This window comes from Frigidibacter oleivorans (assembly GCF_003993775.1).
Taxonomy (GTDB): Bacteria; Pseudomonadota; Alphaproteobacteria; order Rhodobacterales; family Rhodobacteraceae; genus Frigidibacter; species Frigidibacter oleivorans.
Window position 1 is genome coordinate 1 of sequence record NZ_RJRZ01000027.1, and the last position, 21,144, is coordinate 21,144.

The 21,144-nt window shown below is 70.4% G+C and carries 15 protein-coding genes; 3 read left to right on the forward strand and 12 right to left on the reverse strand.

Annotated features, from left to right (window positions below):
* The 3 genes from EEY80_RS19435 to EEY80_RS19445 form a co-directional block, all read right to left on the reverse strand.
* On the reverse strand, positions 1–2,506 hold a 2,506-nt coding region (locus EEY80_RS19435; RefSeq protein ID WP_164738332.1), incomplete at its 3' end, for a methyl-accepting chemotaxis protein.
* Between the two features lie 50 nt (positions 2,507–2,556).
* Positions 2,557–3,207 carry a hypothetical protein gene (locus EEY80_RS19440; protein WP_235829921.1) on the reverse strand — a complete coding sequence of 217 codons (651 nt, stop codon included), beginning with the start codon at positions 3,205–3,207 and terminating at the stop codon, positions 2,557–2,559.
* A gap of 67 nt (positions 3,208–3,274) precedes the next feature.
* Entirely contained in the window at positions 3,275–4,024 is a 750-nt protein-coding gene (locus tag EEY80_RS19445; protein ID WP_126979519.1) for a cytochrome c biogenesis CcdA family protein, read from the reverse strand.
* Positions 4,025–4,160: 136 nt separating this feature from the next.
* On the opposite strand from EEY80_RS19445, the gene EEY80_RS19450 reads away from it, so the two are divergent.
* Entirely contained in the window at positions 4,161–4,415 is a 255-nt protein-coding gene (locus EEY80_RS19450; protein ID WP_126979520.1) for a sulfurtransferase TusA family protein, read from the forward strand.
* A 70-nt stretch (positions 4,416–4,485) separates the two neighbouring features.
* On the opposite strand, the gene EEY80_RS19455 is transcribed toward EEY80_RS19450, so the two are convergent.
* The 6 genes from EEY80_RS19455 to aceB form a co-directional block, all read right to left on the reverse strand.
* The gene (locus EEY80_RS19455; RefSeq protein ID WP_126979522.1) at positions 4,486–7,359 is read right to left on the reverse strand and encodes an Rne/Rng family ribonuclease; all 2,874 of its coding nucleotides are present in this window, start codon (positions 7,357–7,359) and stop codon (positions 4,486–4,488) included.
* A 502-nt stretch (positions 7,360–7,861) separates the two neighbouring features.
* A complete protein-coding gene (locus EEY80_RS19460; RefSeq protein WP_126979524.1) occupies positions 7,862–9,193 on the reverse strand; it encodes a sigma-54-dependent transcriptional regulator in 1,332 nt (443 codons plus the stop codon).
* A gap of 90 nt (positions 9,194–9,283) precedes the next feature.
* Positions 9,284–11,053 (reverse strand): sensor histidine kinase, encoded by a 1,770-nt coding sequence (locus tag EEY80_RS19465; protein ID WP_126979526.1) that lies wholly within the window; start codon positions 11,051–11,053, stop codon positions 9,284–9,286.
* Positions 11,054–11,100: 47 nt separating this feature from the next.
* Entirely contained in the window at positions 11,101–11,769 is a 669-nt protein-coding gene (gene purQ / locus EEY80_RS19470) for a phosphoribosylformylglycinamidine synthase subunit PurQ (protein ID WP_126979528.1), read from the reverse strand.
* 165 nt (positions 11,770–11,934) lie between these two features.
* Positions 11,935–13,542 carry an isocitrate lyase gene (locus EEY80_RS19475; protein WP_126979530.1) on the reverse strand — a complete coding sequence of 536 codons (1,608 nt, stop codon included), beginning with the start codon at positions 13,540–13,542 and terminating at the stop codon, positions 11,935–11,937.
* 71 nt (positions 13,543–13,613) lie between these two features.
* The gene (gene aceB, locus EEY80_RS19480; protein ID WP_126979532.1) at positions 13,614–15,233 is read right to left on the reverse strand and encodes a malate synthase A; all 1,620 of its coding nucleotides are present in this window, start codon (positions 15,231–15,233) and stop codon (positions 13,614–13,616) included.
* A gap of 131 nt (positions 15,234–15,364) precedes the next feature.
* On the opposite strand from aceB, the gene EEY80_RS19485 reads away from it, so the two are divergent.
* Positions 15,365–16,798 carry a helix-turn-helix domain-containing protein gene (locus EEY80_RS19485; RefSeq protein ID WP_126979534.1) on the forward strand — a complete coding sequence of 478 codons (1,434 nt, stop codon included), beginning with the start codon at positions 15,365–15,367 and terminating at the stop codon, positions 16,796–16,798.
* Between the two features lie 131 nt (positions 16,799–16,929).
* Positions 16,930–18,093 carry a WD40/YVTN/BNR-like repeat-containing protein gene (locus EEY80_RS19490; RefSeq protein WP_126979536.1) on the forward strand — a complete coding sequence of 388 codons (1,164 nt, stop codon included), beginning with the start codon at positions 16,930–16,932 and terminating at the stop codon, positions 18,091–18,093.
* A 1-nt stretch (position 18,094) separates the two neighbouring features.
* On the opposite strand, the gene EEY80_RS19495 is transcribed toward EEY80_RS19490, so the two are convergent.
* From EEY80_RS19495 to EEY80_RS19505, 3 genes are all read right to left on the reverse strand, one after another.
* A complete protein-coding gene (locus EEY80_RS19495) occupies positions 18,095–19,465 on the reverse strand; it encodes an FAD-containing oxidoreductase (protein WP_205749164.1) in 1,371 nt (456 codons plus the stop codon).
* On the reverse strand, positions 19,465–19,920 hold the full coding sequence (locus EEY80_RS19500; protein ID WP_126979540.1) for a DUF4126 domain-containing protein: 456 nt from the start codon (positions 19,918–19,920) through the stop codon (positions 19,465–19,467). The genes EEY80_RS19495 and EEY80_RS19500 overlap by 1 nt, the downstream gene beginning before the upstream one ends.
* Positions 19,921–20,084: 164 nt before the next feature.
* Positions 20,085–21,131 carry an ABC transporter substrate-binding protein gene (locus EEY80_RS19505; RefSeq protein ID WP_126979542.1) on the reverse strand — a complete coding sequence of 349 codons (1,047 nt, stop codon included), beginning with the start codon at positions 21,129–21,131 and terminating at the stop codon, positions 20,085–20,087.
* Between the last annotated feature and the right edge of the window lie 13 nt (positions 21,132–21,144).

Below are 21,144 nucleotides of genomic sequence, written 5' to 3' on the forward strand. Positions count from 1 at the left end.
GCCTTGCGCCGCGCTCGCCGGCCCGGCCGGCCACCGGCTGTCCTGCCGCGGCGCGACCGCGCGGCGCTGGTGCGGCCGGGCGGGGGGCAGGTGCGGCCGGGTCGTCGCCGGTGCGGAAACGCTGCATGGTTTCGGCCAGCGCCTCGGCCTCGCGCGTCAGCGCGTGGCTCGCCGCCGTTGTCTCTTCGAACATCGCGGCGTTCTGCTGGGTGACCTGGTCGAGCTGGCCCACCGCAAGGTTGATCTCGGCCAGGCCTGAACTCTGTTCGCGGGCGGATGTGGCGATGTCTGCCACGCAGCCATGGATGTCGGCCACCGCGCTTTCGATGCCGGTCAGGGCCGCGCCGGCCTGACCGACCAGATCGACCCCCCGGGTGACCTGCCGGGAGGAGGCCGCGATCAGCCCCGCGATCTCGCGTGCGGCATCGGAGGAGCGCTGTGCGAGTGCCCGGACTTCCGAGGCGACGACGGCGAAGCCCCGACCGGCCTCGCCGGCGCGGGCGGCCTCGACCCCCGCATTGAGCGCGAGGAGGTTGGTCTGGAAGGCGATTTCGTCGATCACGCCGGTAATCCGCGAAATGCGTTCCGAGCTTTCCGCGATCTCGCCCATGGTCGAGACGGCCTCGCGCACAACGCTGCCGGACCGTTCGGCGCTGGCGCGCGCCTCGGTCACCATGCTGTTGGCCCGGCCCGCCACCTCGGCGGCGCTGGCGACCGAGGTGGTCAGCTGGTCCAGCGCGGCGGCGGTCTGTTCCAGCGTGGCCGCCTGACGTTCGGTGCGGCGGCTGAGCTCGTCGGCCGCGCCGGAGATTTCCGAGGATTCGAGCCGGATCGCCCCCGCCGTGTCCGACAGGCGGCGCAGCGCGTCGCGCAGCCCTCCGACCGCGCCGTTGAAGTTCTCGCAAAGCGTTTCATAGCCGTCGGGGAACGGTGCGGCGATGCCCTGGGCGAGATCGCCCTCGGCCAGCCGCGCGAGGCCCTGGCGCAGCCGGTCGACCACATCGGCCTGGGCGGCGAGCAGCTTGCCCCGTTCGGCCTCGGCCCGCGCGCGTTCGGCGGTGATTTCGGTCACGTCGGTGCCGAGCAGCACGAAGCGCGTCACCTCGCCCTCGGCGCCGCGGATCGGCGCGAGGGGGCCGTCGATCAGCGCGACGCGGTCGCCCTGGCCCAGGCGGATGCGCCCCGAGATGCCGTCCCGGCCGGCGGCGGCGAACAGCGGCACCAGATCCGCGCCGGTTTCGAGATGCAGCATGCGGGACATATCCTGCCCCGCCCCGGTGGCGGGGGCGATGCCGGCGAGCCGCAGGAAGCCGTCATTGGCCGCGATCAGCCGGCCCTCGGGGGAGAAGTCGGCGCGCGCCTGCATGGCATCGAGCGCGGCCAGAACCGCCGCGTCGCGCCGGGCGGCGGTGACGTCGCGCCATTCGGCGACATGCCCCACCCGCTGGCCTGCCGCGTCATGGATCGGTGCCACGCTGAGCGCAATCAGCGTGTCGCCGAGCCGCAGCTCGGCCTCCTGCCGCGCGTCCTTGTGGGTCAGGGCCGCGGCGATTCCGGCGCCTTGCGCAAAAAGCCGGTCCGCGCGGAAGCCCTGGGGCGCGGCGGGGTCGAACTGCGGGTTCAGCACGCGCAAGGCCGCGGCATGGGTCGCAAGCAGGGACGTCATGGCCGCGTTGACATGCAGGATATGATGGCCGGAGTCGGTGATAATGGTGGCGGCGGAACTGGCGTTCAGCGCGGCGCCCTGCAGCAGGGCCTGCCGTGCCGCCTCTTCCCCCGCGGCCAGTCGGTCGCGGAAGCCGAGGAGCGTTCTGGCCATCTCGCCCACCTCGTCGCCCCGGCCGGTGCCGGGAACGGCGGCGGCATGGTCGCCCGCGGCGATGCGCGCCATGGCGGCGTTCAGCGCCATCACCGGCCGCGACAGGGTGTTGCGCAGCACCGGGATGACGATGGCCAGCACGATGACGAGAAGGCCGAGCCCGATCGCCGATTGCACCGCGGCGTGCCGTTGCACCGCGCCGCGGATGGTCGCGAAGTCGGGGCGGGTGGCGACCGCCCCCACCGTCAGCCCGTCCTTGCCGAACCGGCTGGGCACGGCGATCGTGCCGCCGGTCCCGGTGACGGTCCGACCCTCGGCCTGGGACTGCAAGGCGAGCCTTTCCAGCTCCGGATCCTCCGGCCCGAGGCGCGCGACCGCGCTGGCATCGAGGCCGAACACGACCATGGCGGCGGGCCGGGTCGCGCCCTCCGTCGCGCGGGAGATGAGGTTCCCGACCAGGTCGGGCCGGTCGAAGGCCAGCAACCCGCTGGCATCCGTGGCCAGCAGTTCGGTCAACACCCTGGTTTCATGGACCAGCTCGTCCCGGCTTTGACTGCGGGCAGAGATGCCGGCCTCGACCGCCAGGATCGCGGCGACGGCGGTGACGGACAGGGCCAGCAGCAGCGCCGTCCGGGCATAGAGGCTGCGCAGGGCGCGCGGCAGCAGGCGGAAAGGGGCAGGGGTCATTGCGGGTTCCACGGGAGCGGCGGTTGAGGCAGGGCGATCCGGTTGCGACATCACAGCGCCGCCGCGTCGACCGAGACGGTGATGGTGCCGACGGGCGCGGCGGTGGCGGGGTCGGCGACGGTGGCCGAGATCTGGACGACGAAGCGGTGGCTGGATTCGTCGTATTCGACGGCGCCGCGCAGGATCCCGTCCGGTCCGGCCGCGAAGGGCACCAGAAACTTGGGCTCGTCGCCCTGCCAGAAATCGGATGTGGCGGCGGAGAGGGCGACGTTCAGCCCCCGGTTGTCGGTGACCAGGATCTCGGCGATCCGGGGATCGGCCTTCACCCGGTCGCGCAGCCGGGCGGACAGGGGCGCCGCCAGCATGGCGGCGATGGTCGCGCGGTCCTGCCGGCCGATTTCGGCCCGCCACTGCCGGTCGAGCCGCTCGATCTCCGGCTGGTCCAGCGGCAGCCGGTCCGCGTTGGCGGCGGCGACCGCCGCGATCACCTCGGGGTCGGCGGCCAGCGGGCGGACGACCTGTGCCTCCACCGCGTCGAGGGCAGAGGTCAGCCGCGCCGCCATGTCGATGCGTTCGCCGGCGAACGCGCCGGGGGCGGAACATGCGACGGGGGCCGCGAGGGCCACCAGAACGCGGGCGAGGCTGGCGGCGAGGCTGGCGGCGCGGCAGGCGGCGGGGGAGGCGAGGCGGATGGCGGGCATCGGGCGGCTCCGGCTGGGGATGGCCGGAGACTAGCCACGCCCGCCTTTCCGCCCGCTTAACGCCGGTTCAGCCCATCCGCGCCAGCGCCGGCACCGTTTCCAGCAGCCACCACGAGAACTGCGAAAAGCCGCCGGTCAGCATCAGCAGCCCGACCGTCCACAGCAGCAGGCCCATGATCCGCTCGATCCGCTCCATATGGCGCTTCATGAAGGCCAGCAGGCCGCCGAGCCGGGGGAAGAAGGCCGCGACCAGCAGGAAGGGGATGCCGAGGCCGAGCGCGTAGACGGCCAGCAGCGTCGTGCCGCGGACGAGGTTCTCCTCCTGCGCGGCGAGGCTGAGGATCAGGCCGAGCTGCGGGCCGATGCAGGGCGTCCAGCCGAAGGCGAAGGCCAGCCCCAGCACATAGGCGCCAAGCGCCGAGCCGCCCCGGTCGCCCGCATCCATCCGCGCCTCGCGCAGCAGGATCGGGATGCGGATCACGCCGAGGAAATGCGCGCCGAAGATCATCACCATGATCCCCGCGGCGGCGTTGAACCAGCCCTGGTTCTGCAGGAAGAACCGCCCGAAGGCCGAGGCGGTGAAGCCGAGGAACAGGAAGACGGTGGACAGGCCCAGCACGAAGAAGGCCGCGGCCAGCAGCGCCTGGCCGCTGCGCCGCCCCTCGCGCAGGTCGCCCATGCCGATCCCGCCCATATAGGCGAGGTAGGGCGGCACGATGGGCAGGACGCAGGGGCTGAGAAAGGACAGAAGCCCGCCGAAAAGCGCCACGAGCGCGGCGGGGAGGAACCCCGCGTCGAGAAGGTCGATGCCGAACATGCCCCCCCATAGCCGAGGGCGGCGGCGTCGTCACCTGCGCGGGGCGCCGCGCCCGATCATTTCGGCGTGGAAAGCGGCCGGGGCGGGGCGATTCCGGCGTGACAAATCGCCCCGCCGCCCCTATCCGGCGCCGATGATGACCGACGAACCAGAGGCGGTGCTCGATGCCCGCCACCTTCTGTGCCCGCTGCCCGTGCTGAAGGCGCGCAAGGCGCTTGCGGGGATGCGGCCGGGCGCGGTGCTGCGGGTTCTGGCCACCGATCCCGCCTCGTGGATCGACATGCCGCATTTCTGCGCCGGGGCCGGGCACGAGCTGATCGGCGCCGAACAGGCGGGGGAGGAGCGGGTCTATCTGATCCGGCGGGGGGCGCGGGTGGCGGGCGAGGACTGATCGCCGATACCGCCACGGGGGGCGAGAAACGAAAAGGCCGGGCGATTGCCCGGCCTTTCGCGTCTGTGCCTCAGCGCGACCACCAGCCGCGGCGGCGGGGCTTGTCGTCGGCCTCCCCGTCCTCGGCGGCGGCCGGTTCGGGCTCCACCGCCCTCGCCTCGGGGGCGGGGGCAGGCGCGGGCACCGGCTGCGGCGCCGGTTCCGGTGCGGCCTCGGCGGGCTGCAGGTCGGCCGGTTCCGCCTCGGTCACCGCTGCGGCGGCGGGCTTCTTCGCCCGGCTGCTGCGCGGCTTCGGCGCGGCCGCGGTGCCAGTGGCGGTGCCAGTCGGGGTGCCGGCCTCCGCCGTGTCAGCCGTCCCGGCGGCCGGGGCCGCCTTGGCGCGGCTGGTCCGGGGCTTGGCCGGGGCCTTCTTCCGGGGCGAGGTTTCGGCCACGGCGTCGCCCGCCTCCGCACCGGCCTCGGCACCGGCCTCGGCCGCGACGTCGGCCTTCGCGGCGGCGGCCTTCGACCGGGAACCGGTCGTGCGGCTGCGGCTGCTCGCGGGTTTTGCCGCCTCGGCCTCGCCTTCCGCCGTCACCTTCTTGCTGCGGGGCTTGCGGGCCGGGGCCTTGGCCGGCTCGGCCACGAGGTCGGCCGCGGTGTCGGCTGCCGCCGCCTCTGCCGCCAGCAGCGGTTCGGGCGTCACCGCGTCGAGCGCCGGGGCAGGTTCCGCCGCCTCTGCGGGCTGCGCCGCGACGGACTCGTCGTCCGAGGTGTCGTCGTCGCCGTCGAAGCTGCCGTCATCCTCGCCGTCATCCTCGTCCGTGGACGCGGTGCCGTTGGCCCCCTGCGGACCCGAGGCGCCGTTGCCGGATTTCTTCTTCCGCCGGCGCCGGCGCTTCTTCTTCGGTCCGCGTTCGCCCTCGCCCTCGGCCGGGCGCGGCTCGCCGCGGGCCTCGGCCGATTGCGGCGCGGTGGTCTCCTCGGCCTCGTCCTCGGGCAGGTCGACCGCGACCTCGTCCTCCTCTTCCTCCAGATCCGGCATCAGCGCGGCATTGGCCGAGATCACCGAACCCGGTTCCGGCACGTTGCGCACCGCCGTCTTGAACTTCTCGAGCGAGAAGTCGGGCGAGATCAGCGCCGGGTCCGCCTCGACCCGCACCGACAGGCCGAAGCGCGCCTCGATCTGGGCGATATGTTCGCGCTTGTGATTGATCAGGAAGTTTACAACGCCGATCGGCGCCTTCAGCAGCACCTCGCGCGACCGCTTGCGGGTGCCTTCCTCCTCGATCGCGCGCAGGATCGACAGGGCGAGGCTGTCGTCGGACCGGATGATGCCGGTACCGTGGCAATGCGCGCAGGGCTGCGTGGTCGATTCCAGCATCCCCGGGCGCAGGCGCTGGCGGCTCATCTCCAGCAGGCCGAAGCCCGAGATGCGGCCCACCTGGATGCGGGCGCGGTCGGTCTTCAGCTTGTCCTTCAGGCGCTTCTCGACGGCGGCGTTGTTCTTGCGCTCTTCCATGTCGATGAAGTCGATGACGATCAGCCCGGCGAGGTCGCGCAGGCGCAGCTGGCGGGCGATCTCTTCCGCCGCCTCGATGTTGGTCTTCAGCGCCGTGTCCTCGATCGAGCCTTCCTTGGTGGCCCGGCCCGAGTTCACGTCGATGGCAACCAGCGCCTCGGTCACGCCGATGACGATGTAGCCGCCGGATTTCAGCTGCACGACCGGGTTGAACATGCCGGTCAGGTAGCTTTCTACCTGATAGCGCGCGAACAGCGGCAGCGATTCGCCGTAACGCTTCACCGTGTTGGCGAGCGGCGGCATGATCATCTTCATGAAGTCCTTGGCGGCGCGATAGCCGCGCTCGCCCTCGACGATCACCTCGTCGATGTCCTTGGAATAGAGGTCGCGGATCGTCCGCTTGATCAGGTCGCCTTCCTCGTAGATCTGCGCCGGCGCGATCGACCGCAGCGTCAGGTCGCGGACCTGTTCCCACAGCCGCATCAGGTATTCATAGTCGCGGCGGATCTCGGTCTTGGTGCGCTGGCTGCCCGCGGTGCGGATGATCAGGCCGGCGCCTTCCGGCACCTCCAGTTCCGAGGCGATTTCCTTCAGTTTCTTGCGGTCGGCGGAATTGGTGATCTTGCGGCTGATGCCGCCGCCGCGCGCGGTGTTGGGCATCAGCACGCAATAGCGCCCGGCCAGCGACAGGTAGGTGGTCAGCGCCGCGCCCTTGTTGCCGCGCTCTTCCTTCACGACCTGGACCAGCATGATCTGCCGGACCTTGATCACTTCCTGGATCTTGTAGCGGCGGGCCCGGGGCTTGCGCGGCGCGCGGATTTCCTCGGCCACGTCCTCCTCGGCGACCGATTCGATCTCGTCATCGGTCTCGGTGGCGTGGTTGGCGGCGACATAGGGCTCGTCCGCCTCGGGCTCGGATTCGGCCTCGAATTCGGCATCGTGCACGGCCGGGTCGGCGCCCGCCGCGATGTCCTCGGCGATCCCGGCAGAGGGCGCGGCATCCCCGGCCTCGGCAGCGGGTTCATCCTCGGACAGGTCGACGATGTCCATTCCGGCGATCTCGTCGCCATGGGTCGCGCGTTCCGCGGCGGCGGGGCGCTGCGGCCTCGGCCGCTTGCGCGAGCGGGCGGCCTCTTCGGCCTCCAGCGCATCGGCATAGGCCTTTTCCTCGGCCAGCAGCGCCTGCCGGTCCGCCAGCGGGATCTGGTAATAGTCCGGATGGATTTCCGAGAAGGCGAGGAAGCCGTGCCGGTTGCCGCCGTAATCGACGAAGGCCGCCTGCAGCGAGGGTTCGACCCGCGTTACCTTGGCGAGGTAGATGTTGCCGGCAAGCTGGCGCTTGTTGACCGTCTCAAAGTCGAATTCCTCGACCTTGTTGCCGTCCACCACGACCACGCGGGTTTCTTCCGCATGGGTGGCGTCGATGAGCATCTTCTTTGTCATGTTGTCCGTATCTCGCACGCGGCGACACGCCCGCCGGCCGGGGCAGATGCCGGGGCCGGGCGGGGCGGGGTCCGCGTGATTGTGTTGAGGCGAGGCGGCCGGAGGAAGGCGCGGGCAGGGCGGCGGCGGTATGGCCGGCCCTGTCCTGCCCGATCGACTTCGCGCGCTGCATCGCGGTTCTTGTCCCGGCAGGCGCGGAGTAACCGGGGCCTGCCTTTTGGTTTGGCCCGGCGGCACCCGAAGGGGCGCCGGTCGGGCAATGATGGCCTTTCGGCCCTATCCGGACCGCCACGGACGCCGCCCGCAAGGCGGGCGCGGACCGGTGGCGGCAGCGAAACTGGCGGATCGGCGGCACGCCCAAGGCAGGCCCAGCCGATATTTCCGGACATTAGCGGTCATGGCGCGGAAAACACAATCCGCTTTTTTCGCAACCGGCACCCGGACCGGCCCCGGCGCCGGGCGCGGAAGGCCCCCGGGACAGGCCCCCGGGGCAGGTGGCGCCTCACAGGTAGTCCGACCGGCTGAGCCCGTATTTGGCCATCTTCTCGTTCAGGGTCCGGCGCGGCAGGCACAACTCGTCCATCACCGAGGTGATCGAACCCTTGTGGCGGCGCATCGTGTTGTCGATCAGCATCTTCTCGAAGCTTTCGACATATTCCTTCAGCGGCTTGCCCTCGGTCGAGATCGTCGGCCCCTGCGCCTCGTTCTCGGTCATCAGCAGCGAGGCGATGGAGCCCGAGCCGCGGCGGTTCTGCAGCACGGCGCGTTCGGCCACGTTGATCAGCTGGCGCACATTGCCGGGCCAGGGCGCCTGCAGCAGCTGCGCTGCCTCCTGCGCGGTGATGGCCGGGGCGTCGCAGCCGTATTCCTCGGCGAACTGTTCGGTCATCCGGGTGAACAGGGTCAGGATGTCCTCGCCGCGCGCGCGCAGCGGCGGCAGGGTGATCTTCAGCGCCGACAGCCGGTAGTACAGGTCGGGGCGCAGCGCATCCTCGACGGTCCGGCCCTGCTGGTGGTCGTTGCAGATGGCGATGATCCGGGTTTCGGGCGGCGTCCCCTGTTCGTTGATGAAGGTCAGCAGCCGCGCCTGCAGCCCCTGGCTCAGCGCCTCGACATCCTCCAGCAGCAAGGTGCCGCCGCGCGCCTCTTCCACCAGCGGCAGGGGGGCGCCTTCCTCGGACGGGCCGAACAGCCGTGCCGCCAGCACGTCCTCGGAAAAGGCGGCGCAGGACAGCGACAGGAATTTCTTGCTGGCCCGCGGCCCCACCGCATGCAGCGCATGGGCCACCAGCGTCTTGCCGGTGCCCGTCTCGCCGTCGATCAGCACGTGTCCGTCGGCCTGTCCGAGGTCGAGGATATCCTCGCGCAGCCGTTCCATCGCCGGCGAGGTGCCGATCAGCTTCTGCATGATGCCGGTGCCGTCGGACAGTTCCTTGCGCAGCTGCCGCGCATCCAGCGTCATCCGCCGGGCCTGGGTCGCGCGCTTGGCCAGTTCCGTCATCCGGTCGGGATTGAATGGCTTTTCGAGGAAGTCCCATGCGCCGAGCCGCATCGCCTCGACCGCCATCGGCACGTCGCCATGGCCGGTGATCATGATGACGGGCAGGCCGCTGTCCTGGCTCATCAGCCGCTTGAGAAAGGCCATGCCGTCCATGCCGGGCATCTTGATGTCCGACACCACCACGCCGGGCCAGTCGTTGCCGATCGCCTTCAGCGCATCCTCGGCGCAGCCGAACGTCTCGGTATCGAAGCCGGACAGCGCCAGCCACTGGCTGATCGACTGCCGCATGTCCTGCTCGTCATCGACGATCGCGACCTTCATCATGCGTGCCATATGCTTTGTGTTCTCCGCTTGGTCGTTCTTCATCCGGTCCGGGTGCGCGCGGGGTGGCGCGGGCCCGGGATCTGCGGGCAGGCCCGCTGCTCATTCCGCCGCGCGCGCCTCGCCCCCGAGGATCGGCAGCTGCATCTCGAAAACGGCACCGCCGCCCGGGGCATTGCGCGCCGTCAGGCGGCCGCCCAGATCGCTGACGATACCAGAACTGATCGCCAGACCCAATCCTACCCCATCGCCTGGCTTTTTCGTTGTCCAGAAAGGCTCGAACAACTTGTCGAGATCGGCGATGCCGTGGCCGTTGTCGCGCACGGTCATCCGCGCCGTCTCGCCCGCCGCCAGCAGGATCTCGATCTGCGGGTCCTTCGCCTCGCGCGTGGCGTCCAGCGCGTTGCGCAGCAGGTTGATGATGACCTGTTCCAGGCGGATGCGGTCGGCCATCACCATCACCGGCTGGCGGGGCAGGCTGCGCACGATCCGCACCTGCCGGCTGCGCAGCTGCGGCTCCATCATCGTCAGTGCCGAGGAGAGGCAGGCGCGCAGGTCCACCGGCTCGAAGGCCTCGCCGCCCTTGCGGGCATAGGATTTCAGCTGCCGGGTGATCGCGCCCATCCGCTCGATCAGATCGTCGATGCGCTGGAACGAGGACAGCGCCTCGGCCGGGCGGTCGCGCTGCAGCAGCAGCCGCGCGCCCGCCAGATAGGTCTTCATCGCCGCCAGCGGCTGGTTCAGCTCGTGGCTGACCGCCGCCGACATCTCGCCCAGTGCCGCCAGTTTCGACGATTGCGCCAGCGTCTGTTCCGCCACGGCCAGGTCCTTCTGCGCCTTCTCGCGTTCCGCGATCTCGCGCTGCAGCCGGCTGTTCAGCTGCCGCAGTTCCGCCGATTCCCGCAGCAGCACCCGGCTTTGCGACCGGGCGCGGCGCGACAGCATGTAGAAGGCCAGCGCCAGCAGGATGGCGATGCCCATGATTTCCAGCGCAAGCACCGCGTTCACCCGTTCCCGCACGGAATCGTAGGTGGAGAACGAGGTCATGCGCCAGCCGCGGAAGGGCACGCGGCTGTCGATGCGCATCACCGCCTCGCCCTGAACATAGGCGTCGGGCGGTTCGTTGGCCCAGTCGGTCGTGGCCTGCAGCGCCCGCTGGATCGCCGAGGGGGCAGAACGCACCGCCAGCGCCTGGTCCATCGTCAGCCCGCGCCAGCGCGGTTCGGTGGCGAGGATGATCCGGCCCTCGCTGTCGGTGACCGCGATGGCATCGGCGATGACGGACCAGCTGCGCTCGAACTTCGACAGATCGACGCCGACGACGATCACCCCGGCGATAGCGTTGTCGGACATCACGGCGCGCGAATAGCTGAACTCGAACCCGCCGCTCGCCGTCTCGCCCAGGGTGAAGACGGTGTCCTTCGACCGCAATCCGGTGATGAAATGCTGCGACGCCCCCTCGTTGACGCCCAGCTGGTTGCGGTCGGTCGCCGCCACCACCCGCCCCGTCGCGTCCAGCAGCTGGATCGAGGCGGCGCCGATCTCCTTCTGGGCCGAGATCAGCCGGGCGGAGGTCAGGGCGAAATTGCCGGTGGACAGCGCGTTGATCAGTTCCGGGTCGCGCGCCAGCAGCAGCGGCACCACCGAATTGCGCTGCAGTTCCGATATGATGTTGCCGGTATACAGCGCGACCCGCACCTCGGCCCGGTTGCGCGTCGTTTCGGTCAGCCGCGCCGTCATCCAGGCATTCGTCACCCAGATGATGGCGATGGACGCGACGATCAGCGCCACGACCGCGCCGCGCAGCCACCACGGGCTGCGGCGCGGCGGATCGGCCGCAGGGGCCGCGGCGGAAAGCTCGCTCAGCGTCATGCGGGCCAGATTACCGGCCCGCCCGGACAGCCTCAAGCCGCGCCCGGTCAGGCGGCCGCCATCGCACCGAGAATCGAGCGGAACAGCGCCGATCCGTCGGTGCCGCCATGGGTGGCGTCGGTGGCGCGTTCCGGATGCGGCATCATTCCCAGCACCCGGCGGTTGGCCGACAGGATGCCGGCGATATCGGCCATCGAGCCGTTGGGGTTGGCCTCGTAGGTGAAGGCGATGCGATCCTCGCCCTGCAGGCGAGCCAGCCCTTCGGGGTCGATGGTGTAGTTGCCGTCGTGATGCGCGATGGGCACCGTCATCCGCGCGCCCCGGGCCATGCCGGCGGTGAAGGGGCTGTCGCTGGTGGCGACGCGCAGGCCCACCGGCCTGCAGATGTATTTCAGCCCGGCATTGCGCATCAGCACGCCCGGCAGCAGGCCCATCTCCGTCAGGATCTGGAAGCCGTTGCAGATGCCCAGCACCAGCCCGCCGCGGTCGGCATGGCCGCGCACCGCCGCGCCGATCGGCGACTGTGCCGCGATGGCGCCGCAGCGCAGGTAGTCGCCATAGGAAAAGCCGCCCGGCACGCCGACGATGTCGGTGCCCTGCGGCAGGTCGGTTTCCTTGTGCCAGACCTTCTCCACCTCGAACCCGGCCAGGCGAAAGCCCTCGGCCAGATCGCGGTCGCAGTTCGACCCGGGGAAGGTGATGACGGCGGCTTTCATCGGCGATGCTCCGGCGGAAGGGGATAGCGTCCTCTAGCGCCAAACGCCCGCCTTGGCCAGTGCCGCCCGTGTCACGAAAACCCGTGTCACGAAAACGCGCCGCCCCTTGCGGGACGGCGCCTGTCGGCCCGGCAGGTCGCCGGGAGCACAGCGGGGGGATGCGGCTTACTCTGCCGCGAACTGGTTCATCGTGTTGGCATGGCCGCCCGCCTTCAGCGCCCGTTCGCCCGACACCATCTCCTTGAACGTGTCGCCCAGATCCGAACCGACCTCGTGCTGGTGCTTGACGGCCGAGATGCCGCGGCGGATTTCCTCGCGCTGCACCGTCTTCACATAGGCCAGCATCTTGTCCTCGCCGAAATAGCCCTGGCTCAGCTCGTCCACCGACTTCGCCGTCAGGTGGAAGGTCGGCAGGGTGATCAGGTTGTGGAACACGCCGGCGCGGGTCGAGATGTCGGTCTGGAAGCGCTGCAGCCGGGCATCGGCCTCCTGCCCCAGTTCGGTCGCGTCATAGTCGGGCTTCATCAGCTCGTTGCCCTCGGGATAGTCGCCGGCGGCGATGCGGCCTTCGGCGATCCACTGGGCGCGCACCTGCTTGCGCAGGTTCAGCGTCCAGTTGAACGAGGGCGAGTTGTTGTAGGTCAGCTTGGCGTTCGGCACCGCCTTGCGCACCTCGGCCACCATGCCCGCGATCTCGTCCACGTTCGGGGTATCGGTCTCGATCCACAGCAGGTCGGCGCCGCCCTCGGTCAGCGAGGCGATGCAATCCTCGATCACCCGCGCCCGGCCCGAGCCTTCGCGGAAGGGGAACAGCCCGTTCGGCAGCCGCGCGGGCCGCACGAACTCGCCACCCTGGTAAAGCGCGATCTCGCCCTCGCGGATCGGGTTCTCCTCGGTGATCGGCTCGGTCTTCAGCCACTTGATGTATTCCGAGGCAAGATCGCCGGGACGCTGGCTGACCGGCACCTTCTGGGTCAGGCCGGCGCCGAGGCTGTCGGTCCGCGCCACGATCACCCCGTCATCGACGCCCAGTTCCTCGAAGGCCAGACGGCAGGCGCGCAGCTTCTCGATGAAATCCTCGCGCGGCACGGTGACCTTGCCGTCCTGGTGGCCGCACTGCTTGGCGTCCGACACCTGGTTCTCGATCTGCAGGCAGCAGGCGCCGGCCTTGATCAGTTCCTTGGCCAGCAGGTAGGTCGCGTGTTCGTTGCCGAAGCCCGCGTCGATATCGGCGATGATCGGCACGACGTGCGATTCGAAGCTGTCGATGGCGGCGATGGCCTCGGCGCGCGCCGACTCGGTCTTCGCGGCCTTCAGCGCCTTGAACAGGTCGTTGATCGCCACCTCGTCCGCCTGCCGCAGCGAGGTGTAGATCTCGGCGATCAGGTCGGCCACGGCGGTCTTTTCATGCATCGACTGGTCGGGCAGGTGGCCCCAGCGGTTGCGCAGCCCCGCCACCATCCAGCCGGACAGATAGACATAGGCGCGCTTCGTGGTGCCGCGCAGCCGCTTGACCGACTTGATCATCTGCTGGGCGTGGAAGCCCGACCAGCAGCCGAGGCTTTGGGTCGACAGCGTCGGGTCGGCGTCATAGGCGGCCATGTCGGCCCGCATCACGCGCGCCATGTCGCGGGCGATGTCCAGATGGGTGTCGTAGCTGTTCTGCATCTTCAGCTGCACGATATCGTCCACCGAGACGCCGCCCGGCGTGCGGCCCGAGGGATAGCGCGCCATCGCGGCGCGGTGCAGTTCGGCAAAGCTCTTGCGGGTCATGTCGATCCTTTCTTCCGTCAAGTGGGGGCCGGCAGGCACGCATGGCCTGCCGGACGTGGGGGAGGGGCCGCTCAGTCCAGCGCGTTCAGCACGTCATAGGCGGCGGTGGTGATGAAGTCGGGCAGCACCGCGGCGGTCGCCGCCTCCTGCACGATCCGCGCGGCCGAGGCATAGCGCCCGCGGTGGAAGCCGTTCGGCCCGACCCGGTCGAGGATCGCCACGATCTCGGCCTGCACCATCTCGCCCAGCCAGTCGGCCGTCAGCCGGCGCTCGCCGCCCTCGGTCAGCTCGACGGCGGCGCCGTGGCGGATCCACTGCCACAGCTGGGCGCGGCTGATCTCGGCCGTGGCGGCATCCTCCATCAGGTTGTTGATCGGCACGGCGCCGCGGCCCGACAGCCATTGCGCGAGGTATTCGATCGCCACGGTGATGTTGGTGCGCACGCCCGCTTCGGTGATGCGGCCCTCATGCGGCTTCAGCAGCATCGCGGGTTCGATCCGCCATTCCTGCCGCTGCGTGCGGATCTGGTTCGGCCCCGGCATCTCGGCGTCGAAGACCTCCATCGCCACAGGAACCAGGTCGGGATGCGCCACCCAGGTGCCGTCATGGCCCATGCCGACCTCGCGCAGCTTGTCGGCGCGGACGCGGGCGAAGGCCGCCTCGTTGGCCTGCGGATCGCCCTTCACCGGGATCGCCGCCGCCATGCCGCCCATCGCGTGGATGCCGCGGCGGTGGCAGACCTTGACCAGCCGCGCCGCATAGGTGGCGAGGAAGGCGCGGTCCATCGTCACCTCGGCCCGGTCGGGCAGGACATAGGCGCCGTGATTGCGCAGGGTCTTGATGTAGCTGAAGATATAATCCCACCGCCCGCAGTTCAGCCCGGCGATGTGGTCGCGCAGCTGCCAGACGATCTCGTCCATCTCGAAGGCGGCGGGCAGCGTCTCGATCAGCACGGTGGCCTTGATCGTGCCCTTCTCCAGCCCGACGCGGTCCTGCGCGAACAGGAACACGTCGTTCCAGAACCGCGCCTCGTCATGGCTTTCCAGCTTGGGCAGATAGTAGAACGGCCCGCGCCCCGTGGCCGCCAGCGCCCGCCCGCAATGGAAGATCGTCAGGCCGAAGTCGAACAGCGCCGCCGACACCGGCTGGCCAGAAATCAGCAGGTTCGCCTCCTGCAGGTGCAGCCCGCGCGGCCGCACGATCAGCAGCGCCGGGTCCGGGCCCAGCCGATAGGACTTGCCGCTGGCCGCGTCGTCGAATTCCAGCGTGCCGTCGCGATAGTCGAGCATGTTGGCATGGCCGGCGATGATGTTCGGAAAGCTGGGCGAGGTCGCGTCCTCGAAATCCGCCATGAACACCTTCGCGCCGGAATTCAGCGCGTTGATCATCATCTTGCGGTCCACCGGACCCGTGATCTCGACCCGGCGGTCGCGCAGGACGGGCGGCACGGGGGCGGCTTCCCAGATGCCCTGCCGGATCTCCTTGGTCTCGGGCAGGTAGTCGGGCAGTTCGCCCCGGTCGATGCGCTCCTGGCGGCGGCGGCGCGCGACCATCAGCGCGTTCAGGCGCAGCCCGAAGCGGCCCTGAAGCTCGGCAAGGAAGGTCAGCGCATCGGCAGTCAGCACCCGATCTGCCTCGGGGGCGCTGCGCAGGATGACGGGCGGCAGGCTGGTGGACGGTCGGTCGAGCATTGTCGTGACTCCGTGTCTGGATGATGTCATTCTAGTAATGTAACGCGGCACACGCAGCATCTTCTCGTTCCGAAAGGGTGAGGCTGTCAGCGATGTCAGATGCTGCAGCGCAGAGTTGTAAGGTTTGTCACATGGCCAGAACCGAAAAGCTGATCGTCGGCCCGCGGCTGCGGCTGTTGCGGCAGTCGCTGGGTCTGACGCAGGCGCAGATGGCGGCGGAACTGGGCGTCTCGCCCAGTTACATCACCCTGATCGAATCCGATCAGCGCCCCGCCTCGGCCAAGCTGCTGATGCGGCTGGCCGAGGTCTATGACCTCAACGTCTCGGAACTGGCGCCGAGCGCGGATTCGCAGCTGGCGGCGGATCTGGGGGCGGCGCTGAAGGACCCGGCCCTGGGGCTGGCGGGCCTGCCGCGCGCGGAACAGGAGGCGGTGCTGCGCGCCTCGCCCCGGCTGGCGCAGGCCTTCGTCACCCTGCACGACCGCTATCGCGAGGCGGTGCTGCGGCCCTTCGCCGATGACAACCCGCTGACCGACCGCGACAAGGTCGAGGCGCTGACCGAAAGCTCGCGCCCGGTCGAGACGGTGCGGGTCTGGTTCTACGACCGGCGCAACTATGTCGACAGCCTCGACCGCGCCGCCGAGGCGCTGGCCGAGGAGTTGCAGCTGCACCGGAACGAGCCGCATGTGGCGCTGTCGGCGCGGCTGGCCTCGCATGGCATCCGCACGCGGATCCTGCCCGCCGAGGTGATGGGCGAAAACCTTCGCCGCTTCGACCTGCACCGCAAGGACCTGATGCTGTCGGAACTGCTGGGCCAGTCCAGCCGCCGCTTCCAGATCGCGGTGCTGCTGGCCAAGCTGGAACAGGAGCCGGAAATCGCCCGGCTGGTGGGCGAGGCGAAACTGTCGGACCCGGCCACGGTGACGCTGCTGCGGGTCAGCCTTGCCAATTACTTCGCCGCGGCGCTGGTGATGCCCTATGGCCGCTTCCTCGCCGCCTGCGAATCCGCGCGCTACGATGTGGAACTGCTGTCGCACCGCTTCGGCACCAGCTTCGAGCAGACGGCGCATCGCATGTCGACGCTGCAGCGCGACGGGGCGCGGGGCATTCCCTTCTTCTTCGTGCGGGTGGACCGGGCCGGGAACATGTCGAAACGCTTCTCGGCGGGCCGCTTCCCCTTTTCGCGCTTCGGCGGCACCTGCCCCCTGTGGAACATCCATGCCGCCTTCGAGACGCCGGAACAGGTGCAGACGCAGGTGATCCGCATGCCCGAGGGGCAGAGCTATTTCTCGATCGCGCGCACGGTGACGCGGGCCGGGGGCACGCATGGCCAGCCGGCGCAGCGTCTGGCGATCGGACTGGGTTGCGACGTGGCCTATGCGCCGCGGCTGATCTATGCCGACGGGGTCGATCTGGCCCGCATCCGGCCGGTGGATATCGGGCTGAACTGCTATCTGTGCGAACGGCCCGACTGCGCCGCCCGGGCGCACGCGCCGCTGAACCGCCGCCTGCGGGTGAACGAACGCGAACGCAGCCTCGCCATCTTCAGCTTCGACGAGGAGTAGGGGGCAGGAGGGGGCGCTGCCCCCGTCGCCTGCGGCGACTCCCCCGGGATATTTTTCAACAGAAGATGGGCAGGGCGCGGCGGGTTTCCGTGCTAGTCTGCGCGCCGGCGGTGCGGCAGGGAGGCGGGCCGATGGCGGACGGATTGCGGATACTTGTCGGCACCACCAAGGGGGCCTTCATCCTGCACGAGGCGGGGGACGACTGGCGGGTGGAAGGGCCCTTCTGCGAGGGCTGGCCCATCAACCATGTGATCGGCGACCCGGCCAGCGGCCGGATCTGGGCCGCGGGCGGCAGCGACTGGCACGGCGCCGGGATCTGGCGGTCGGAAGACGGCGGCGCGACCTGGCAGCTGACGCGGCTGGCCAGGGGGCAGATGGACGACTGGGCGGCCGAGGACGAGGTCTTCGCCGCGATGATCCGCTGGACGCCGCAGGAATTGCCGTTCTCCGGTGCGATCACCCAGGTCTGGTCGCTGGCGCGGGCGGGCGACCGGCTGCTGGCCGGGACGAAGCCCGCGAGCCTGCTGGCCAGCGACGACGGCGGCGTCACCTGGGCGCGGGTGGAGGGGCTGACCGATCACCCCTCGGCCGGCAGCTGGACGCCGGGCGGCGCGGGGCTGGTGCTGCACACGATCCTGTCGGACCCGGCCGATCCGCGCCGGCTGTGGGTCGGCATCTCGGCCGCCGGGGTCTTCGCCTCCGAGGATGGCGGCGCGACATGGGACCGGCGCAACCGGCTGTCGAACCTCGGCGCCTGCGCGGAGCACGACCACCCGGCCGGGCCGGCGGGCGGCGAGATCGGCCATTGCGTCCATAACATGATGCGCGCGCCGGGGGGCGAGGACCGGATCTACCAGCAGAACCATCACGGGGTCTGGCGGTCGGAGGATGGCGGGCGCAGCTGGGACGACATCACCGCGGGCCTGCCCTCGACTTTCGGCTTTCCGATCCTCGTGCATCCGCGCGACCCGGATTGCCTGTGGACCCTGCCGCTGAACGGCGACAGCGCCGGGCGCTATCCGCCCGATGCGGCGGCGGCGGTCTGGCGGTCGCGCGACGGCGGGGCCAGCTGGCAGGCGATGCGCGCGGGCCTGCCGCAGACCGCCTGCTTCTTCACCGTGCTGCGGCAGGCGATGGCGGGGGATGCGCGCGACCCGGCCGGGGTCTATTTCGGCACCAACAGCGGATCGGTCTTCGCCAGCCGCGACGAGGGCGAGAGCTGGGACGAGGTGGCGCGCCACCTGCCCACGGTGCTGGCGGTCGAGGTGATGGACGGGGTGGGGGCGGGCGGCTAGCTCAGGCCGGGCGCAGCTCGCCCATCAGCGTCGGGATCAGTTCCGATACGGTGGGATGCACCGGCACCGCCCGCTGCAGCACCTCGGCCCCGGCGCCCGCGGTCATCATGTCGAGCACGCCGTGGATCGCCTCGTCGCCGCCGGTGCCGAGGATCGCGGCGCCGAGGATGCGGCCGCTGCCTTCTTCCACCACCGCCTTCATCAGCCCGTGCGTCTCGCCCTTCTCGACGGCGCGGCCCACCCGGCTCATCGGGCGGCTGGCGGTCAGGATCCGGTGCCCGGCAGCGCGGGCCGCGGCCTCGGTCATCCCCGCCCGGCCGAGCGGCGGGTCGATATAGAGTGCATAGCCCGGCACCCGATCCGTCACCCGCCGGTCCGCCCCGTCGAGCAGGTTGGCGGCGACGATCTCGTAATCGTTCCAGGCGGTATGGGTGAAACCGCCGCGCCCGTTGCAATCGCCGAGCGCCCAGATCCCCGGCACCGCGGTTTCCAGCCGGTCGTTAACGGGGATGTTGCCGCGCGCATCGGGGGCAAGGCCGGCCGCCGCCAGCCCCAGATCGCCGGTATTGGGGGTGCGGCCCACCGCCAGCAGCAGGTCGCTGGCGGCGATCACCGGGTCGCCCTCGGTGCAGCTGACATGCACCTGCGGTCCCTCCGCCCCGCGCGACAGGCGGATGCAGTCGGCGCCGGTGCGGATGGCGATGCCCTCGGACTCGAGGATCTCGCGGATCGCATCGGAAATCTCGGGATCCTCGCGCGGGATCAGCCGCGCTCCGCGTTCGACCACCGTCACCTCGGCGCCGAAACGGCGGAACATCTGCGCGAATTCCAGCCCGATATAGCTGCCGCCGACGATGGCCAGATGCGCGGGCACCCGGCGCAGGCCGAGGATGGTGGTGCTGGTCAGATAGTCGACCTCCGCCAGCCCCGGCAGGTCCGGCACCGCGGGACGGGCGCCGACGTTCAGGAAGATGCGATCCGCCATCAGCGCGCGGTCGCCCGCCTGCACCTGCCGCGGGCCGGCGAACCGGGCATGGCCGCGGATCAGCTCCACCCCCTGCATCCCGGCGAGCCAGCCCTCGACCGAGCGGCGCGAGTCCGCCGCGATCCGGGCGGCGCGGTCGGAGATGGCGGCCATGTCGATGACCGGCGGCCCCGCCTGCACGCCGAGCGCCCCCGCTGCGCGGATCGCCTGCGCCGCGCGGGCCGAGGCCACCATCGCCTTCGTCGGTGTGCAGCCCGCATTGACGCAGGTGCCGCCGACCGCGCCGCGTTCGATCACCGCGACGCGCAGCCCCGCGCCCGACAGCCGCCCGGCCAGGGGCGGGGCGGCCTGTCCGGTGCCGATGATGATCGCGTCGAAGGTCTCCATCACAGGGCCGCAGCGGCGACGAGGCCAAGGACGATCGCCACCGCATCCTCCAGCAGCGCGGCGGGCCGGTCCTGCCCGAAGGCCGCGGCGGCTCGGCCGCGCGCCCACGCGCCGCCGAGCGTGCCCGCCACGGCCCCCGCCGCGCCGACCAGCAGCCCCGGGACCGTGGCACCGGCCGCCGTGCCCAGCATCGCACCGCAGACGGCGCCCGAGACGATCCGCGCGCCGAACTGCATCGGCACCTTGCGGCTGGGGGTGGCGGGCAACTGGTCGGTGACGAATTCGGCCAGTGCGGCGAGGCTGAACAGCGCCACCGCCCAGACCGAGGCCATGAAGCCCGCCCATGTGCCGCCGAGCACGGTCCAGCCCAACCAGGCGGACCAGGCGATGGCGGCGGGCGCGGTCATGGTGCGCAGGCCCGCGACGCAGCCGATGAGGAAGGTGAAGACGATCATGACGGCCCTCCACGGCGGAGCGCCCGTCCGGTCCGGCGCGGCGACCCGTCACGCGAATCGCGGCGGCCGGGGCGCCCGGCGACATCTTCGGCGCAAAGCGGCGCCCGCGCCAGCACGGTGCAAAGGGCGCCGCCCGCCCGCGGGGCGGCGCCGGGTGCGTCGGATCAGAAGCCCGACTTGATCTTCTCGAACTCTTCCAGCTGCCGCTCGCGCTGCGCGGTCGCGTTCGGGGTCTGGGCAAGGATCGGGGCGTTGATCTCGGTCAGACCGGCGGTGGCCTTCTCCTCGTCGCTGACGAGGTCCATCGCCTGCAGGTTGGTGTGGCCATAACCGATGTTCTCCAGCAGCACCGGGCCGGCCTCGGGGCGCAGCCAGGAGTTGATGAAGTCATAGACCTTGTCCTCGGAACCGGGGCCGTCCTTCATGTTGACCATGCCGCAGAACCAGGTCGAGGACCCTTCGGTGGCCTCGCGCTGGAAGCCGACCGGGAAGCCGTCATCCTGCAGATAGGCCACGCCGTCGTTCCAGGACCAGGCGACCAGCACCTGCCCCGAGGCCATCAGCTGCGCCATTTCCGACGGGTCGGCCCAATAGCTGACGACATTGGCATTCGCCTCGCGCAGCCATTCGGCGGCCTTGGTGAACTGCTCGTCGGTGACATCGGTCCAGTCGGTGGTGCCGGTGGCGAGGTAGGCCAGCGCCCAGACATCGTCCGAACTGTCGGGCAGCGAGGTGCGGCCCTGGTATTTCGGGTCCACGAAGACCTGCAGCGAGGCGACGTCCTCGGCCGGGACCTCCTCGGTGTTGTAGGCGATGGCGGTCACGCCCCAGTCGGTGGGAATGTACCAGACGCCCTCTTCGTCCTTGAAGACCTCGGAGTTCAGGTATTTCGGGTCGAGATTGGCGAATTCCGGGATCTTCGACACGTCCCAGGGCTCGATCAGGCCCGCATCGCGATACTTCTCCACCATTTGCGAGCAGGGATGCACCACATCGGCCCGGAACCCGGACGCCACCTTCTGGAACGCCTCGTCGTCATCGCCGAAGAAGCTGTAGGTCGGCGCGTCCGAATGGGCCTGCTGATAGGTCTCGAAGAGGCCGGGCACCTCGAAACCGGCCCAGTCGAAGACCAGCAGGTCGGGATCGGCGGCGATGGCGGTTCCGGCCGGAAGCAGCGCGGCACTGGCCAGAAGAAGGGCATGGCGGGTCATGTCGTGTCCTTTC

What these genes read in the sequence shown, in the direction of transcription:
- EEY80_RS19475 (WP_126979530.1), bottom strand. Translation starts at nt 13,542, where the DNA reads ATGACCCGCAAGAGCTTTGCCGAACTGCACCGCGCCGCGATGGCGCGC.
- EEY80_RS19460 (WP_126979524.1), bottom strand. Translation starts at nt 9,193, where the DNA reads ATGGCACGCATGATGAAGGTCGCGATCGTCGATGACGAGCAGGACATG.
- EEY80_RS19450 (WP_126979520.1), top strand. Translation starts at nt 4,161, where the DNA reads ATGACCGACGAACCAGAGGCGGTGCTCGATGCCCGCCACCTTCTGTGC.
- EEY80_RS19445 (WP_126979519.1), bottom strand. Translation starts at nt 4,024, where the DNA reads ATGTTCGGCATCGACCTTCTCGACGCGGGGTTCCTCCCCGCCGCGCTC.
- EEY80_RS19500 (WP_126979540.1), bottom strand. Translation starts at nt 19,920, where the DNA reads ATGATCGTCTTCACCTTCCTCATCGGCTGCGTCGCGGGCCTGCGCACC.
- EEY80_RS19505 (WP_126979542.1), bottom strand. Translation starts at nt 21,131, where the DNA reads ATGACCCGCCATGCCCTTCTTCTGGCCAGTGCCGCGCTGCTTCCGGCC.
- aceB (WP_126979532.1), bottom strand. Translation starts at nt 15,233, where the DNA reads ATGCTCGACCGACCGTCCACCAGCCTGCCGCCCGTCATCCTGCGCAGC.
- EEY80_RS19485 (WP_126979534.1), top strand. Translation starts at nt 15,365, where the DNA reads ATGGCCAGAACCGAAAAGCTGATCGTCGGCCCGCGGCTGCGGCTGTTG.
- EEY80_RS19465 (WP_126979526.1), bottom strand. Translation starts at nt 11,053, where the DNA reads ATGACGCTGAGCGAGCTTTCCGCCGCGGCCCCTGCGGCCGATCCGCCG.
- EEY80_RS19495 (WP_205749164.1), bottom strand. Translation starts at nt 19,465, where the DNA reads ATGGAGACCTTCGACGCGATCATCATCGGCACCGGACAGGCCGCCCCG.
- purQ (WP_126979528.1), bottom strand. Translation starts at nt 11,769, where the DNA reads ATGAAAGCCGCCGTCATCACCTTCCCCGGGTCGAACTGCGACCGCGAT.
- EEY80_RS19440 (WP_235829921.1), bottom strand. Translation starts at nt 3,207, where the DNA reads ATGCCCGCCATCCGCCTCGCCTCCCCCGCCGCCTGCCGCGCCGCCAGC.
- EEY80_RS19490 (WP_126979536.1), top strand. Translation starts at nt 16,930, where the DNA reads ATGGCGGACGGATTGCGGATACTTGTCGGCACCACCAAGGGGGCCTTC.
- EEY80_RS19455 (WP_126979522.1), bottom strand. Translation starts at nt 7,359, where the DNA reads ATGACAAAGAAGATGCTCATCGACGCCACCCATGCGGAAGAAACCCGC.